We start from the raw sequence: 14395 nt of genomic DNA on the forward strand, positions 1-14395 counted from the left end.
TACGGGAGCACCACGATGTCCAAGACCCTGACCTTCTTCGCGCTGATGCGCGTCCACCCCAACTGGCTGCGGCTGAGCCGGCCGGAGCGCCGCCGCTTCGAGGACGAGACCCTGAAGCCGATCTACGCCCGCTATCCGGAGGTGAGGATGCGCTGGTTCGACGCCGAGGCCTTCACCACCCGCTGCAGCGACGTCGCGATGTTCGAGACCGGCTCGCTGCAGGCCTTCCACTACCTGATAGACGCGTTGCGCGACAGCAGGCTGGTGACCGAGCCCTATTTCGAGTTCGTCGACATCATTCCGGCGGTGGAGGAAGGCTTCCGCGACTACGACGCCCAGCTGGCCGACTGAAACGCCGACGGCGGCCGCTTGGGCCGCCGTCCGACGATCAATTCAGGCGCTTGCCTGACAAGGCCGGCGGCGATGCCGGCCGAGGCGTTTCTACAGATTGTGGGAAGGTCCGCTCAGTGGATTCGATACGATTGACGGATGGCGTCGGCCTGGCGTTCGGCCCGCTGGATGTCGGGCGCCGCCAAGGAGATGTCGGCGCCGCAACTGCAGCGCAGCGACTGGTCCGGCAATATGGTCCTCAGATGCTGGCGGGTTTCCTTCCCACACTCTTCGCAGGCGATCACCACGGTGGCGTTGTAGTGCTTGTCCAAATCGATATCGAATCTTTGCTGCTTCATCGGAATCTCCCTAATGCTGAGAGTCGGCCGGCAGAGGATTTGCACGCGGCAATTCATGCCGGTCCCGGACACGCGCCCAGCTCGGGCGCGTATAGAACAAGATAAGGCAATCGAAAAAAGGTTCCAATCAATCAAGCAGTTGGATTGTAAAAAATCCTTCACGCCCGGCAGAAACGCCACACCGCCCCCGCCCGGCGCCGGACAAAACCTCGCCGGGGCTGGCATGGCGCCGTCCGCTTGGTTATCCTTGGCCGTTTTTGCGCAACAGGTTATACCGATGGACCATTCCGCCGACCTCGACCGCCGCTTCGGCGGCATTGCCCGCCTGTACGGCGACGACGCGCTGACGCGCTTTCGCCGCGCCCACGTCTGCGTGGTCGGCGTCGGCGGCGTCGGCTCCTGGGTGGTGGAGGCGCTGGCGCGCAGCGCCATCGGCCGGCTGACGCTGATCGATCTGGACAACGTCGCCGAATCCAACACCAACCGACAACTGCCGGCGCTGGACCCGCTTTACGGCATGGCCAAGGTGACGGCGCTGGCCGAGCGGATCAAGGCCATCAACCCGGCCTGCGAGGTGACGGAGATAGAGGATTTCGTCACCGAGGAGAATATGGACGAGATGCTGGGCCAGGGCTACGACTACATCGTCGACTGCATAGACAGCCTGAAGGTGAAGACGGCGATGGCGGCCTGGTGCGCCGGGAAGCGCCAGCGCTTCATCGTCTCCGGCGGCGCCGGCGGCCAGATGGACCCGAGCAGGATCAAGCTGGCCGACCTGGCCGAGGTCACGCAGGACCCGCTCTTGTCCAAGCTCCGCTATAACCTGCGCCGCCATCACGGTTTCGCCCGCGACGGCAAGAAGATGGGCGTGCCCTGCGTCTATTCGACCGAGCAGCTGGTCTATCCGCAGGCGGAGGCCTGCGACGCCGGCCAGGCCCGCGGACCGCAGGGCCTGTCCTGCGCCGGCTTCGGCGCAGGCATGGTGGTGACGGCCAGCTTCGGCCTGTTCGCCGCGTCGCGGGTGCTGACCGATCTGGCCAAGGCCAAAAAGTAAGCCTCCTACGCCGGCTCTTAGCGCCTGTTCAAGGTCTTTTTGCGGCATCGGCGGTTTAGGGCCACGGGACGCATCGAAAACCTTATGTCTCCGCGACAACAAACGCCAATGTCGCGTCAGGCATTACCAATCGATACTCAGTCCTTGCGCTGAATCAGGTCCCACTGATTGCCGCACAGGTCGCGGAACACCGCCACCGTGCCGTAGTCCTGCTGCTGCGGCGGGCGGGTGAATTCGACGCCGGCCGCGCGGTAGCGCTCGTAATCGCGCCAGAAATCGTCGGTGTCCAGGAACAGCCACACCCGGCCGCCGGCCTGATTGCCTATCGCCGCGCGCTGCGCGTCGTCGCTGGCCCGCGCCAGCAGCAGGCCTGCCGCCGAACCCGGCGGCGTCACCACCACCCAGCGCTTGTCCTGCTCCGCCTGGTAGCTGTCCTCGCTCAGCTCGAAACCGAGCTTGCCGACAAAGAATGCGATGGCCTCGTCGTAGTCGGCCACCACCAGCGACACCAGCGCCAGACTCTGCTTCATATCCGTCCCCCTTGCCCGGCGCCGCCGGCGGGAACTCCGCCGGACCATGCCGCGCCGCGGCCAGGACGCGATGATACCGCGAACGGGCGCCGCCGCTCACTGCCGCAATATCTTGCAGTCGTGGTCCTGCAATTCCTCGGCCGACGCCCGGTTGGCGCGCAGCAGGTCGACGCGGGTGGCCAGCAGCGCGAAACCGTCGCCGTCGGAAAAGCTCGCCGGCAACAGCGCCAGACCGTAGCGGCCCATGTCGTCGCGCGCGCCCGGCATTTCGTCGGCCAGCAAGCGGAACGGGTCGCCGACCGGATTGCCGTCGGCGTCGGCGTCGACGCGCCGCGCCCAGTAGGCATGGCCCTTCAGTTCCACCGGCAACAGGCGCCATCGCCGCGGCAGGCCGTCGTCCAGATCGTCGATCTGCTGCCTAACCGTGCGGTCGATACAGGAAATATGGATGTGCAGCTGGTTCTGGCTGCGGCCGTATTGCGAGTTGATCGCCAGCGACACCGCCCGCCGCGGCAGCGGCTGGCCGCGCCGGGCATCCATGAAGGCGCGCGCCGCCCAGGCCTCGCGCCAATAGGCCGGCGCGTCGCCGTCGAGCAGCTGCGGGCTTTCGATGCCGCCGACGCGTCGGGTCGGAATCAGCAGGTATTGCAGCGCGCCGTCGCGGTCCTTCAACACCGCCACGCCCTGCGACAGCTTCACCTCGGCGCAGGGCGCCGGCGCGCCCTGCGCCTGCTGGCCGGGCACGCATTGTTCGCCGACGATGCGCCACAGCGCATCGCCGTCGGCCAAGGCATAGTAGGACGCGCCGGCGGCCGCGAGGCCGCACAGGCCGATGCTGAGCAACAGTCGTTTCTTCATCGTCACCGGATTCCAGGATGGTCCTCGGCCGTCCGCGCGGCCGACGTCGGCATGATAACCCGCGCCAGCGCCGCGACCAATCGCCGAAACTCCATTGAAAATTGTCAGACAACAGGGCAATTAAATTGCCAAACTTGTTGATTTTTATCCAAAACAAATTCAATTTAAATACAAATAAGCGACCTGACATTCCTCATATCAGCCAAAAAAAGCCACAAACACCGAATCCAGTACCAAAGGACAGGGTCTGGGTCGGAGGAATTGACCTATGGTGGCGCCGATTCCGCGCCGGCCTCGCCGCCGGGCGCCGCAACCACCCCTCATCAGGAAAACCGCGTCACCCATGTCCGCTGAACCGTTTCGCCCGCTGCTCGCCATCTCCCGCCGACAGGCCCTGCTGTTCTGCCTGCTGCTCACCGCCTTCGAACTATTGACCTATCTCGCCAGCGACATGGTGATGCCGGCCATGCTGCGCGTCACCGCCGACTTCGCCGCCGACAGCCGCCACGTGCCGACGGCGCTGAACGCCTTCCTGCTCGGCGGCATCGCCTTCCAGTGGCTGATCGGCCCGCTGTCCGACCGTTTCGGCCGCCGCCCGCTGCTCCTGGCCGGCACGCTGATCTTCGCGCTCGCCTGCCTGGCCGCCGCCGGCAGCCAGCACATCGCCTGGTTCAATCTGCTGCGCTTCGTCCAGGGCATCGCGCTGGGCTTCATCGTCGTCGTCAGCTACCCGGCGCTGCAGGAGACCTTCGCCGAGAGCGACGCGGTACGGCTGATGGCGCTGCTGGCCAATATCGCGCTGCTGTCGCCGCTGGTCGGCCCGCTGCTGGGCAGCCTGCTGCTGGAAGCGCTCTCCTGGCGGGAACTGTTCGCCGCCCTTGCCGCGGCCACCGCGCTGGTGGCGCTGGGGCTGTGGCGCTGGATGCCGGAAACCATGGGCGCGCCGACGCCGCTACGCCTGCGCGTCGCCCTGGCCAACTATCTGGCGCTGCTGCGGCACCGCGACTTCGTCTGCGGCAGCCTGGCGCTGGGCCTGCTGACGCTGCCGCTGATCGCCTGGATAGGCCTGTCGCCGCTGCTGCTGATCCGCCATCTCGGCTACAGCGGCCTGGAATACGGCCTGTGGCAACTGCCGGTGTTCGCCGCGATGATCGCCGGCAATCTGCTGCTGAACCGGCTGGCCGGCCGCATGGAACTGTCCCGCCTGCTGCGGCTGGCGCTGTGGCCTATGGCCGGCGGCCTGTCGCTGGCCGGCCTCGCCGCGCCGCTTCAGCCGTCTCTGCCGGCGCTGGTCGCCTGCCTGGCCGTCTACGCCTTCGGCCTGGGTCTCGGCAACGCCACGCTGTACCGGCTGACGCTGTACAGCAGCGACAACGCCAAGGGCAGCGTCGCCGCGATGCTGGGCATGCTGTCCACCGCGATGCTGGGCGGCGGCAGCGCCGTCCTCGCGCTGCTGGACGCCGGCGACAGCCCGGCCCGCTTCGCCGCCGGCATCAGCCTGGCCTCGCTGCTGGCCGTGCCGCCGCTGTGGCTGCTGCTGCGCCGGCCGCTGCCCGCCCCCGTCGCCGCCTGAAGCCCGATTTCTTCATCACTGGAACCGTCATGAGCACACTTCCCCATGTCGAGGCGCTGTGCGCGCTGGAACAGCCGTACCGCGCCGACGCCGAATGCGACCGCCTGTTCGACGCCGCGATGCGCGAGCTGGTCGACTACCATTGCGAACACAGCCCAGGCTACCGCCAATGGCTGCAACAGAACGGCTTCACGCCGGAGCGGCTGGCCGGCCTGTCCGACTGGTCGCAACTGCCGCCCATCTTCGCCAACTATTTCAAGCGCAGGCTGCTGCTGAGCAAGACCGGCGAGGACGCGCTGGAACTGACCTCGTCCGGCACCACCGGCCAGAAGAGCCGGATGCGCTACGACGCGCGCAGCATAGGCGCCGCCCAGCGCATGGTCGACCGCATCTTCGACCACTACGGCTGGAACACGCCGGAGCAAGCGTGCAACTACCTGCTGCTCAGCTACGAGCCGGCAGGCGCCATCACGCTGGGCACCGCCTATACCGACCAGTTCCTGTGCAAGTACGCGCCGATCAACCGCGCCGTCTACGCCTTGCGCCACAACGGCAAGAGCAACGAGTTCGACCCGTTCGGCGCGATACGCGCGCTGCGGGAGTTCGCCGACGAGGGCCTGCCGGTGCGCATCTTCGGCTTCCCCGCCTTCCTGTGGTTCACGCTGGAGCGGATGCGGGACATGGGCCTGCCTCCGCTGGCGCTGCATCCGGAATCGCTGGTCCTGCTCGGCGGCGGCTGGAAGACCCACGCCGACAAAGAGATACCCAAGCTCGAGCTGTACCGCCGGCTCGGCGAGCAGCTGGGCCTGCCGGACGAGCGTTGCCGCGACGGCTACGGCTCGGTCGAACATCCGGTGCCGTACAACGAATGCCCGCGCCACCGCTTCCACGTGCCCAGCTGGGCCCGCGCCTGGGCGCGCGACACCGCGACGCTGGCGCGGCTGCCCTACGGCGAGGCCGGCTTCCTGCATCTGGTTTCGCCGTACATCACCTCCAGCCCGGCGCACAGCATGCTGCAGAGCGACCTCGCCGTCGTTCATCCGGCCGAGAGCTGCGGTTGCGGCCTGGCCACCGACTGGTTCGAGCTATTGGGCCGCGCCGGCACCAGCAAGAGCCGCAGCTGCGCGCTGGCCGCGTCCGAACTGATCAAGGAGTCCTGACATGTATCTGATTGATGGTGAACTGCGCGCCGATCTCGAACTCGATGCCGCACTGGCCGCGCTGCGCGGCCGATTGGCCGACACGCTGGCCGACACGGTCGACGTCGAGACCGTGCTGTCCTGCGCCGAGCGCTTCGCCGACGCGCTGGCCGCCTCCCCGCGCCACCCGCTGCTGGACGACCCCGCGCGCGCCGATCTGGCCGCCTTCTGCCGCCGCGGGACGCTGCGGACCAAGCTGGAGCGCGAGCTCGGCGAGCGCCCGTTCTCCCTGCGCCGGCCCGACTACCGCGAGGCGCGCTTCGAAGCCTGGCAACCGCTGGGCCTGGTGCTGCACGTGACGCCGTCCAATGCGGCGCTGCTGCCGTTCATGGCCGCGCTGGAAGGCCTGCTGGCCGGCAATATCAACTGGCTGCGCCCCAGCGGCAGCGACCGGGATCTCAGCGCCAGGCTGCTGGCGGAATTCCTGCAGCACGACACCAGCGGCAAGCTTGCCGCGCGCCTGGCGGTGCTGCCGGTGGCCAGCGGCGAGCTGGGCAGGCTGCTGGCCGACGCCGACGGCGTGTCGGCCTGGGGCGGCGACGCCGCGCTGACGGCGATCCGCGCCCAGTTGCCGCCCGGCTGTCGCTGGATAGACTGGGGCCATCGCGTCAGCTTCGCCTACCTCGATCCGGCCGCCGCCTCGGACGAGGCGCTGGACGCGCTGGCCGACGATGTCTGCCGTCTGGACCAGCAGGCCTGTTCCAGCCCGCAGGCCCTGCTGGTGGACAGCGACGATCCGGCGGTGATCCAGGACATGGCGCGCCGGCTTGCCGCCGCGCTGGCGCGTCGCGCGCCGCAGTGGCCGGCGCTGACGCCTAATTTGCAGGAGGCCGCCGAGATCAGCACCCGGATGGCCTTCCACCGGCTGGACCAGGCCTTCGCCGACGAGCAGGACCAGGTGCTGTCCGGCCAGGGCTGGCGGCTGGCCTGGAATATGGAACAGGCGCTGGCGCCGTCGCCGCTGTTCCGCACCGTGGAATTGCGGCCGGCGCCGTGCGCCGCGCTCGCCCGCGTCCTCCGTCCGTGGCGTACCCGCCTGCAGAGTTGCGGCCTGATCGCGCCGGCCGCGCGGCTGCCCGAGCTGAGCCGCGCGCTCCTGGCCGCCGGCGTCAGCCGCGTCGCGCCCGCCGGCCGGATGCACGACGGCTACCACGGCGAACCGCACGACGGCGTCTACGCCTTGCAGCGCTTGTCGCGCCGGGTGTCGGTCAGCCTGGACGCCGCCGCGCTGCCCGGCCACGCCCACCTGGACGCGCCCCCGGCCGAACCGGAAGGCCTGACGGCGCTGCCCTTGATGGACAAGGCCGTCTTCCAGGGCGAGCCGGCCAACGACAAGGCCCAGCTGTTCTTCCGCAGCGGCGGCAGCAGCGGCGCGCCCAAGCTGGCGGGGGTCAGCTACCGCGACTACCGCCACCATATGCGCGCCGCCGCCGACGGCATGCTGGCCGCCGGCCTGAACCCGACCACCGACCGCGCGATGAATCTGCTGTACGGCGGCAAGCTGTACGGCGGCATGCTCAGCTTCTTCTCGATCATGGAGCGCATGGGCGTCACGCAGTATCCGATGGGCGGCCCGTCCGACGACGACTTCAGCGAGATCGCCCATTTCATCGTCGACCAGAAGATCAACACGCTGATCGGCATGCCGGGCACGCTGCATCGGCTGTTCGAATGCGAGAACCGGGTGCTGCGTCGCTACGGCGGCGTGCGCAAGGTGTTCTGCGGCGGCGAGCACATCAGCGACGGCCAGCGCGCCTACATCGGCAGCTTCGGCGTCGAACTGATCCGCTCGGCGATGTACGGCTCCGTCGACGCCGGCCCGCTGGGCCACGCCTGCCCGCACGGCAAGGACGGGGAATTCCACCTGCTGGCCGAAGCCCAGTGGCTGGAGATATTGGAAACCGACAGCGACGCGCCCGCCGCGCCCGGCGCCGTCGGCCGCCTGGTGTTCACCTCGCGCGAGCGCGAGGCGCAGCGAGTCGAGCGCTACGACCTAGGCGACCTCGGCCAGTGGCTGCCCGGCCGCTGCCGCTGCGGCCTCGCCACGCCGCGCTTCAGGCTGGCCGGCCGCCACGGCGCGCTGCTGCGCGTCGGCACCATCTTCGTCAATCCGACCGCGCTGACCGAGAAGATAGGCCTGTCGCTGCAATGGCTGGTCGACCGCGCCGACGACGGCGGCGACCGCATCCATCTGCTGGCCGACGGCGATCCGTCGGCGATACGCGCGCGCTTGCTGCAGGAGCCGATACTGGCCGAAGTCGTCGGCGGCGGCCTGCTGAGGCTGGAAATCACCGGGACGCCAGCGGCCGAGTTCCGCCGCCACCCGCACAGCGGCAAGACGCCGCTGGTGATGGACTTTAGACATTGAAATCCGGCCGGCGCCACGGCGCCGGCATATACACACATAATGATGAATTCGAAACTGATCTCGCTGGTCGAGCACGCCAGACGCCATTCCCCGCTGTACCACGAACTGTATCGCGAGCTGCCCGCACGCGGCTGGCGGCTGTCCGAGCTGCCGCCGGTCGACCCCGCCGCCTACTGGCGGGACTCGCGGGACCTGTCGCGCTGGCCGGCGCTGACCGCCGCCCCGGTCGGCGGCCATGTGTTCAAGACCGGCGGCTCCACCGGCGACGGCAAGCTGTCGGTGTTCAGCAGCGACGAGTGGCAGGCCTTCGTCCAGACCTTCGCCTCCGGCCTCGCGCGCCAGCTGCGCGCCGGCGACCGCGTCGCCAATCTGTTCTTCGCCGGCGACCTGTACACCAGCCTGCTGTTCACCCACGACGCCTTGTCGCGCTCGCCGGTGCCGGTGCTGGAATTCCCGTTCACCTGCCATGTCGACGACGACGTGCTCATCGACGCGATCCGCGTCCACAGGATCAATGTGCTGGCCGGCGTGCCGGCCCAACTGCTGCGCTTCGCCCACTATCTGGACGAAAACGCGCTGGCGCTGTCCGAAGTGGAAACGGTGCTCTACGCCGGCGAAAGCCTGTTCGGCGAGCAGATCGCGCTGTTGAAGCAGGTGTTTCCGCTGGCGCGGATAGGCTCGATCGGCTGCGCCAGCGTAGACGCCGGCCTGATAGGCTACGCCGAGCCGGACTGCGCGCACGGCGAACACCGGATGTTCGACGGCGACAACATCGTCGAGATCGTCGACGAGGACAGCGGCGAGGCGATAGAAGAGCCCGACCGGCCCGGCCTGCTGCTGCTGACCAATCTGCAGCGCAGGCTGATGCCGGTGATACGCTATCCCAGCGGCGATCTCGCCTGCTGGCGCGAGCCACCCGGCCCGAACCGCAAGTTCGCGCTGCTGGGCCGGGCCGGCAACGGCCATCGCGTCCGCGTCGGCACCCTGTCGCTGTTTCCGGACCAGTTGGGCGCCTCGCTGCTCAGCCAGGGCGAGCTGCTGGCGTGGCAGTTGCAGATCTCGCGCCGGCACGGCCGCGATTGCCTGCGGCTGCTGCTGGCGGCTCGCACGCCGCTGGACCTGCCGCCGCTGCGGCAGGCCTTGCTGCGGGCGCAGCCGGCGATGGCCGCGCTGTGCGCCGCCGGCGAGCTCGACCTGGAGCTGGAACAGGTCGCGCCGGCGCAAATGCGCACCCACCCCCGCTCCGGCAAGCTGATGCGGGTGGCCGATCTGCGCGACTACCGGCCGGCGGAGGCCACCGCATGAGCGCCCGCCATCCGCAAGCCGCCTGGGCGCGCGACTACCAGCCATCCGACGCCGCCGACATCAGCGCGCTGTTCCGCGCCATCTACGGCGACCGCTATTTCTACGCCGACGTCTATCTGCCCAGCCAGATCCAGCAACGCAACGCCAGCGGACAATGGCGCTCGGCGGTCGCGGTCCGCGACGACAGGCTGCTGGGCCACGCGGCGCTGTGGATGGACCCGGCCAGGCCCGGCCAGGCCGAACTGGCAATGAACGTCGTGCACCCGGACGCGCGCGGCCAGGGCATCGCCAGCCTGCTGGGCCGCCACCTGCGCGACGCGGCCGTCGGCCTCGGCGTCGAACTGCTGACGATCAAGCAGGTCTGCTCGCATCCGCGCAGCCAGTACGTCGCGCGCGCGCTGGGCTTTCACAACACCGCGCTGCTGCTGGACTACATCGACACGCCGTTTGCCGGACCGGAACCGGAAAGCATCGTGCTAGGCTGCCTGCCGCTGCAGCCGAGGCCGTTGCCGCGGCTCGAGTGGCCGGCGGGCTGGGAGACGTGGGTGGCGCCGCTGCGGCTGGCCTTCGGTGAAACCGGCGAATCCGGGCAGGCCGGCCTGCCCAGGCTGAGCCTGAGCCGCCACGGCCAACGGCTGGAGATCATCGTCAGCCAGCCCGCCGAGGCGCGGCTGCGGGAGCTGGCGGCGCTGCCGGCCGGCCAGCTGATCTATCTGAAATTGCCGGCCGCGGCGGAAACGCTGGCAAGGCTGCCTCAGCTGGAACGCGACGGCTTCCGCTTCGGCGGCCTGCTGCCGGACACCGTCGGCTGGCAGCTGCTGTTCCTGCGCGGACACGGCGACGGCGAGCCGGGCTTCTGCGATCCGCAGTCCGAACGCCTGCTCCGGCTGGGAGCGGGCTAGCCGGCCGACGACGCGTCCAGCGGCTCCACCCTGACCGCGGTGCCGTAGCACAGCACCTCGGTCAGGCCCGCCATCACGTCGGTGGCGTCGTAGCGCATGCCGATCACCGCGTTGGCGCCCTGCGCCATCGCGTGCTCGCACATCAGCGCGTAGGTTTCCGAACGCGCCTGCTCGCATAGGCTGGTATAGATGGTGATATTGCCGCCGAACAGCGACTGCAGACCGCCGAGGAAGTTGCCGACCAGCGAGCGCGAACGCACGGTGATGCCGCGCACCACGCCGAAATTGGCGACGATGCGATAGCCTGGCAGTTCGAAGGCGGTGGTGATCATGCGGGCGGGCAGCATGGCGTTCTCCTGGATAAGAGCCTGTTTACGAGCAACGCAGCCGGCAGGCCGGATGCGGAAGGGGGCGGCGGTCCGCCCGGACCACCATGGTAGCGCGCCGCCGCCGCGCCTGCATCCCCGCTCAGGCCCCGGCCAGCGCCTCCAGCGCGCGATAGGCGCCGTCCCGCAGCAAGGGCACGCAGTCGCTGACGTTCAGCTGCGCCGCCAGCGCCACGTCCTCCTCGAAGCCGCGCTCTCGCAAGGCCGCGGCCGACGCGCCCAGCCCCAGCTGGTTCTCCAGATCGTGACGGGCCAGCACGAAGGCGGCCTCGGCCGCCAGCGCCTCCGGGGTCTTGCTGCCGGACAGGCCGTAAATGATGGCGCCGGCGCCGATGAAGTCCTCGTAGGCGAAACGCAGGCGGCCGTCCTTGTCCACTTCGCCTGCGGCGATCACCAGCACCGATCCGCCCTCGCGCTCCAGATGCGCGGCCACCGCGGCGGCGTTGCGCAGGCAGCCGGCGACGGTGCCGGCGGCGCAGCTGGCCAGGCTGGTCCGCGCGCCGTTCGGCGACGGCAGCACCAGCCGGCTGCCGTCGGCCAGCTGCTGCAGCGAGGCCGGCGACAGCGACGGCTGCAGGCGGTTGCGCCGCGCCGCCAGCTGCGCGCGCCTCGCCTCGGCGAACGCCTGGGCGTCGTCGCCGCGCTCGTGGTAGGGCCAGACCTCGGCGCCCCTGGCGCAGGCGACGTCGACGCTGGTGCTGAACGACAGCACGTCGACCACCACGCAATGATCGGCCTGCCCGCTCAACAAACGCGCCGCATCCAGCCCCCATTGCAGGCGCACCGAAAATTCCTGTTGCGCGTAATGCATTTCCCGTCCCCGAAAAACGGAAGCCGCCGGCATGATGCCGGCGGCGCCTCCGAATGATCCCGCCCGGCCGCGGCCGGACGAAACTTATTATTCAAAAGGTCAAAATCTTAACCATTGGACGGGAAAAACTCAAAAGAATCAGGCAGCAAGGCCGTCGCCGGCGGCGGCCTCGCTGCGGAATTTCCAACACTGGCCGGCGATTCAGTCCAGCCGCAGCGTCAGCAGGTATTCGCCGCCCCGCTCGCCGGCGCGGGCGACGATGCGGCCATCGCCGGACAGGCCGGCGAAATCGCCGCCGCCGCTGCCCTCCACCACCGTCAGGCGGCCGCTGACGCCGGCGCTCGGCGAATAGACGCCGTCGTGCTTCAGGACGAAGCTGCCGCGGCGCTCGCCCCAGCTCGCCGTCACCCGCTCGTAGCCGATGAAGGCGGCGTCGCCGCCCGGCCGGGCCGGATACAGCAGCTGGTACTCCAGCCTGCCCTCGCCCTCCAGCGGTCCGCTGAAGGCGTTGACCACGCTGGCGCGCTTCAGCTCGCCGGCCCCGTCGGCCGCGTTCAGACCGGTTTCCTGCCATTGGCTGACCTGGAAACGACAGGCCAGCGCCACTGCGCTAGAAGAACCCATGACAACCTCCCGACAAAGCACTGCACGCTACGAAAAAACGCCGCCGGTCTTTCGAGCGGCGGCGTCGTCGATACGGAACGGGCGACCTCAGGCCAGCAGGCAGGACGACTGCGTCTCGCCGCTCAGCCGGCGCAGCTTCGGCACCTCCTGCGCGCAGCGCGCCTCCGCCTGCGGGCAGCGCGTGCGGAACACGCAGCCGGACGGCGGACTGATCGGGCTGGGCAGGTCGCCCTGCAGGATCTGGATCGCCTTGCCCCTCTCCAGCTTGGGATCGGGGATAGGAATCGCCGACAACAGCGCGCGGGTGTAAGGGTGCGACGGCACATCGTACAGCGCGCGCTTCTCGGCCAGCTCCATCTCGCGGCCCAGGTACATCACCAGGATGCGGTCCGAGATGTGTTTGACCACCGCCAGGTCGTGGGCGATGAAGATCAGCGCCAAGCCCATTTCCCGCTGCAATTCCTTCAACAGATTGATGATCTGCGCCTGTATCGACACGTCCAGCGCCGACACCGGCTCGTCGCAGATCACCAGCTTGGGCTCCAGGATCAGCGCGCGGGCGATGCCGATGCGCTGACACTGGCCGCCGGAGAACTCGTGCGGATAGCGGTTGATCATCTGCTCGCGCAGACCGACCTTGCGCATCATCGCCTTGACCCGCTTCATCACCTCGTCGGCGGACAGCTCGGGCCGGTGCACGCGCAGCGGCTCGCCTATGATCTGGGCGATGGTCATCCGCGGGTTCAGCGAGGCCAGCGGATCCTGGAAGATCATCTGGATATCCTTGCGGACGTTCTGCCAGTCCCTGGCCGAACCCTTGCGCAGGTCCTTGCCCATCCAGACGATCTCGCCGTCGGTGGCCGGGATCAGGTTCAGTATCGCGCGGGACAGCGTGGACTTGCCGCAGCCGGACTCGCCGACCACGCCCAGCGTCTCGCCGGCGAACAGGTCGAAACTGACGCCGTCCACCGCCTTCAGCGTCTTCTTCGGGCTCCACGGCCAGGCGTCGCCGGCCTTGACCTGGAAATGCACCTTGACGTTGCGCACCGACAGGATCGCTTGCTTTTGATCAGACATGGGTCACCTCCTCGGCGGCTTGAAGCAGTTCCTCCGCCGGCTTGTGACAGGCGCGCAGCAGTTGTGGATTGAGCGGGCTGGCCGCCAGCGGCGGCAGCTCGCTGGCGCAGCGGGCGTTGGCGTGCACGCAGCGCTCGCTGAACGGGCAACCTTTTGGCATATTCGCCATATTCGGCGGATTGCCCGGGATGCTGACCAGTTCGGAACCGTCGTGGTCCAGTCTCGGCAGCGCGCCCAACAGGCCTATCGTGTACGGATGGCTCGGACGGTAGAAGATGTCGTCGGCGCGGCCGTATTCCATCGCGCGGCCGCCGTACATCACCAGCACGTTCTCGCACAGGCCGGCCACCACGCCCAGATCGTGGGTGATCATGATGATGGCGGTGCCGAAATCGCGCTGCAGATCCTTCAGCAGCGTCAGGATCTGCGCCTGCACCGTCACGTCCAGCGCCGTCGTCGGCTCGTCGGCGATCAGCAGTTCCGGCTCGCACAGTAGCGCCATCGCGATCATCACCCGCTGGCGCATGCCGCCGGAGAACTCGTGCGGATACATATCGACCCGGCGCGCCGCCTCGGGAATGCGCACCGCGTCCAACAGCTCGATCGCGCGCTTCTTCGCCTCGCGGCGGCTGATGCCCTTATGCAGCTCCAGCACCTCGGTCATCTGCCGCTCCACCGTCAGATACGGGTTCAGCGAGGTCATCGGGTCCTGGAAGATCATCGACACGCGGTCGCCGCGGATGCGGTTCAAGTCGCGCGTCGGCAGCGTCAGCAGGTCCTTGCCGTGGAACAGCGCCTCGCCGCTGGTCTTGCCGTTGCGGGCCAACAGGCCCATCAGCGCCAGCATGGTCTGGCTCTTGCCGGAACCGGACTCGCCGACGATGCCCAGCGTCTGGCCCTTGTTCAGCTCGAAGCTCACGCCGTTGACGGCGTTGACGACGCCGTCGTTGGTCTGGAACTGAACCCCGAGGTTGTTGACTTTCAAAATGCTCATGGCTTGCCTCATCTATCCTGCGGGG

Annotated in this window: 15 protein-coding genes; 7 read left to right on the forward strand and 8 right to left on the reverse strand. The window is 68.6% G+C overall.

Annotation, left to right across the window (positions count from 1 at the left end; genetic code table 11):
* The first annotated feature begins 15 nt into the window (after positions 1-15).
* A complete protein-coding gene (locus WNM05_RS21830) occupies positions 16-351 on the forward strand; it encodes a darcynin family protein (RefSeq protein ID WP_434631035.1) in 336 nt (111 codons plus the stop codon).
* Positions 352-464: 113 nt separating this feature from the next.
* On the opposite strand, the gene WNM05_RS21835 is transcribed toward WNM05_RS21830, so the two are convergent.
* Positions 465-689, reverse strand: coding sequence for a hypothetical protein (locus WNM05_RS21835; RefSeq protein WP_434631038.1), 225 nt, complete (start codon positions 687-689; stop codon positions 465-467).
* A gap of 277 nt (positions 690-966) precedes the next feature.
* Between WNM05_RS21835 and WNM05_RS21840 the strand changes: the two genes are divergently transcribed.
* Positions 967-1743: a tRNA threonylcarbamoyladenosine dehydratase gene (locus WNM05_RS21840; protein WP_434631040.1), complete on the forward strand. Its 777-nt coding sequence runs from the start codon at positions 967-969 to the stop codon at positions 1741-1743.
* Positions 1744-1880: 137 nt separating this feature from the next.
* Here WNM05_RS21840 and WNM05_RS21845 read toward each other — a convergent pair whose 3' ends face one another.
* Together WNM05_RS21845 and WNM05_RS21850 are read right to left on the reverse strand one after the other, a co-directional pair.
* The gene (locus tag WNM05_RS21845) at positions 1881-2273 is read right to left on the reverse strand and encodes a VOC family protein (protein ID WP_434631043.1); all 393 of its coding nucleotides are present in this window, start codon (positions 2271-2273) and stop codon (positions 1881-1883) included.
* Positions 2274-2369: 96 nt separating this feature from the next.
* Positions 2370-3131 (reverse strand): CDP-diacylglycerol diphosphatase, encoded by a 762-nt coding sequence (locus WNM05_RS21850; RefSeq protein WP_434631046.1) that lies wholly within the window; start codon positions 3129-3131, stop codon positions 2370-2372.
* Between the two features lie 343 nt (positions 3132-3474).
* Here WNM05_RS21850 and WNM05_RS21855 point away from each other — a divergent pair, with 343 nt between their 5' ends.
* The 5 genes from WNM05_RS21855 to WNM05_RS21875 are packed head-to-tail and all read left to right on the forward strand — an operon-like array spanning position 3475 to position 10478.
* Complete coding sequence (locus WNM05_RS21855; protein WP_434631049.1) at positions 3475-4704, forward strand: MFS transporter; 1230 nt, start codon at positions 3475-3477, stop codon at positions 4702-4704.
* A gap of 29 nt (positions 4705-4733) precedes the next feature.
* Positions 4734-5864 (forward strand): acyl-protein synthase, encoded by a 1131-nt coding sequence (locus tag WNM05_RS21860; RefSeq protein WP_434631052.1) that lies wholly within the window; start codon positions 4734-4736, stop codon positions 5862-5864.
* A 1-nt stretch (position 5865) separates the two neighbouring features.
* On the forward strand, positions 5866-8271 hold the full coding sequence (locus WNM05_RS21865) for an acyl-CoA reductase (protein ID WP_434631055.1): 2406 nt from the start codon (positions 5866-5868) through the stop codon (positions 8269-8271).
* Between the two features lie 39 nt (positions 8272-8310).
* Positions 8311-9576 carry a phenylacetate--CoA ligase family protein gene (locus WNM05_RS21870; RefSeq protein WP_434631058.1) on the forward strand — a complete coding sequence of 422 codons (1266 nt, stop codon included), beginning with the start codon at positions 8311-8313 and terminating at the stop codon, positions 9574-9576.
* Positions 9573-10478 carry a GNAT family N-acetyltransferase gene (locus WNM05_RS21875; RefSeq protein ID WP_434631061.1) on the forward strand — a complete coding sequence of 302 codons (906 nt, stop codon included), beginning with the start codon at positions 9573-9575 and terminating at the stop codon, positions 10476-10478. The genes WNM05_RS21870 and WNM05_RS21875 overlap by 4 nt, the downstream gene beginning before the upstream one ends.
* On the opposite strand, the gene WNM05_RS21880 is transcribed toward WNM05_RS21875, so the two are convergent.
* The 5 genes from WNM05_RS21880 to WNM05_RS21900 all read right to left on the reverse strand — a co-directional run bounded on the left by WNM05_RS21880 (position 10475) and on the right by WNM05_RS21900 (position 14370).
* Positions 10475-10825, reverse strand: a complete 351-nt coding sequence (locus WNM05_RS21880; RefSeq protein WP_434631063.1) for a YbjQ family protein — start codon at positions 10823-10825, stop codon at positions 10475-10477. The two genes, WNM05_RS21875 and WNM05_RS21880, sit on opposite strands and share 4 nt — an antisense overlap.
* Before the next feature lie 121 nt (positions 10826-10946).
* Positions 10947-11675: a 2-phosphosulfolactate phosphatase gene (locus WNM05_RS21885; RefSeq protein ID WP_434631066.1), complete on the reverse strand. Its 729-nt coding sequence runs from the start codon at positions 11673-11675 to the stop codon at positions 10947-10949.
* A 201-nt stretch (positions 11676-11876) separates the two neighbouring features.
* Positions 11877-12299 carry a DUF3224 domain-containing protein gene (locus WNM05_RS21890; protein WP_434631069.1) on the reverse strand — a complete coding sequence of 141 codons (423 nt, stop codon included), beginning with the start codon at positions 12297-12299 and terminating at the stop codon, positions 11877-11879.
* An 87-nt stretch (positions 12300-12386) separates the two neighbouring features.
* Complete coding sequence (oppF, locus tag WNM05_RS21895) at positions 12387-13376, reverse strand: murein tripeptide/oligopeptide ABC transporter ATP binding protein OppF (RefSeq protein WP_434631072.1); 990 nt, start codon at positions 13374-13376, stop codon at positions 12387-12389.
* The gene (locus tag WNM05_RS21900) at positions 13369-14370 is read right to left on the reverse strand and encodes an oligopeptide/dipeptide ABC transporter ATP-binding protein (protein ID WP_434631075.1); all 1002 of its coding nucleotides are present in this window, start codon (positions 14368-14370) and stop codon (positions 13369-13371) included. Before WNM05_RS21900 ends, oppF begins: the two co-directional genes overlap by 8 nt.
* Positions 14371-14395: the final 25 nt, after the last annotated feature.

The organism is Chromobacterium sp. CV08, assembly GCF_051129845.1.
GTDB lineage: Bacteria > Pseudomonadota > Gammaproteobacteria > Burkholderiales > Chromobacteriaceae > Chromobacterium.

Excerpts from the sequence above, each read along its gene's own strand:
- WNM05_RS21830 (WP_434631035.1), top strand. The coding sequence starts at position 16 with ATGTCCAAGACCCTGACCTTCTTCGCGCTGATGCGCGTCCACCCCAAC.
- WNM05_RS21835 (WP_434631038.1), bottom strand. The coding sequence starts at position 689 with ATGAAGCAGCAAAGATTCGATATCGATTTGGACAAGCACTACAACGCC.
- WNM05_RS21840 (WP_434631040.1), top strand. The coding sequence starts at position 967 with ATGGACCATTCCGCCGACCTCGACCGCCGCTTCGGCGGCATTGCCCGC.
- WNM05_RS21845 (WP_434631043.1), bottom strand. The coding sequence starts at position 2,273 with ATGAAGCAGAGTCTGGCGCTGGTGTCGCTGGTGGTGGCCGACTACGAC.
- WNM05_RS21850 (WP_434631046.1), bottom strand. The coding sequence starts at position 3,131 with ATGAAGAAACGACTGTTGCTCAGCATCGGCCTGTGCGGCCTCGCGGCC.
- WNM05_RS21855 (WP_434631049.1), top strand. The coding sequence starts at position 3,475 with ATGTCCGCTGAACCGTTTCGCCCGCTGCTCGCCATCTCCCGCCGACAG.
- WNM05_RS21860 (WP_434631052.1), top strand. The coding sequence starts at position 4,734 with ATGAGCACACTTCCCCATGTCGAGGCGCTGTGCGCGCTGGAACAGCCG.
- WNM05_RS21865 (WP_434631055.1), top strand. The coding sequence starts at position 5,866 with ATGTATCTGATTGATGGTGAACTGCGCGCCGATCTCGAACTCGATGCC.
- WNM05_RS21870 (WP_434631058.1), top strand. The coding sequence starts at position 8,311 with ATGATGAATTCGAAACTGATCTCGCTGGTCGAGCACGCCAGACGCCAT.
- WNM05_RS21875 (WP_434631061.1), top strand. The coding sequence starts at position 9,573 with ATGAGCGCCCGCCATCCGCAAGCCGCCTGGGCGCGCGACTACCAGCCA.
- WNM05_RS21880 (WP_434631063.1), bottom strand. The coding sequence starts at position 10,825 with ATGCTGCCCGCCCGCATGATCACCACCGCCTTCGAACTGCCAGGCTAT.
- WNM05_RS21885 (WP_434631066.1), bottom strand. The coding sequence starts at position 11,675 with ATGCATTACGCGCAACAGGAATTTTCGGTGCGCCTGCAATGGGGGCTG.
- WNM05_RS21890 (WP_434631069.1), bottom strand. The coding sequence starts at position 12,299 with ATGGGTTCTTCTAGCGCAGTGGCGCTGGCCTGTCGTTTCCAGGTCAGC.
- oppF (WP_434631072.1), bottom strand. The coding sequence starts at position 13,376 with ATGTCTGATCAAAAGCAAGCGATCCTGTCGGTGCGCAACGTCAAGGTG.
- WNM05_RS21900 (WP_434631075.1), bottom strand. The coding sequence starts at position 14,370 with ATGAGCATTTTGAAAGTCAACAACCTCGGGGTTCAGTTCCAGACCAAC.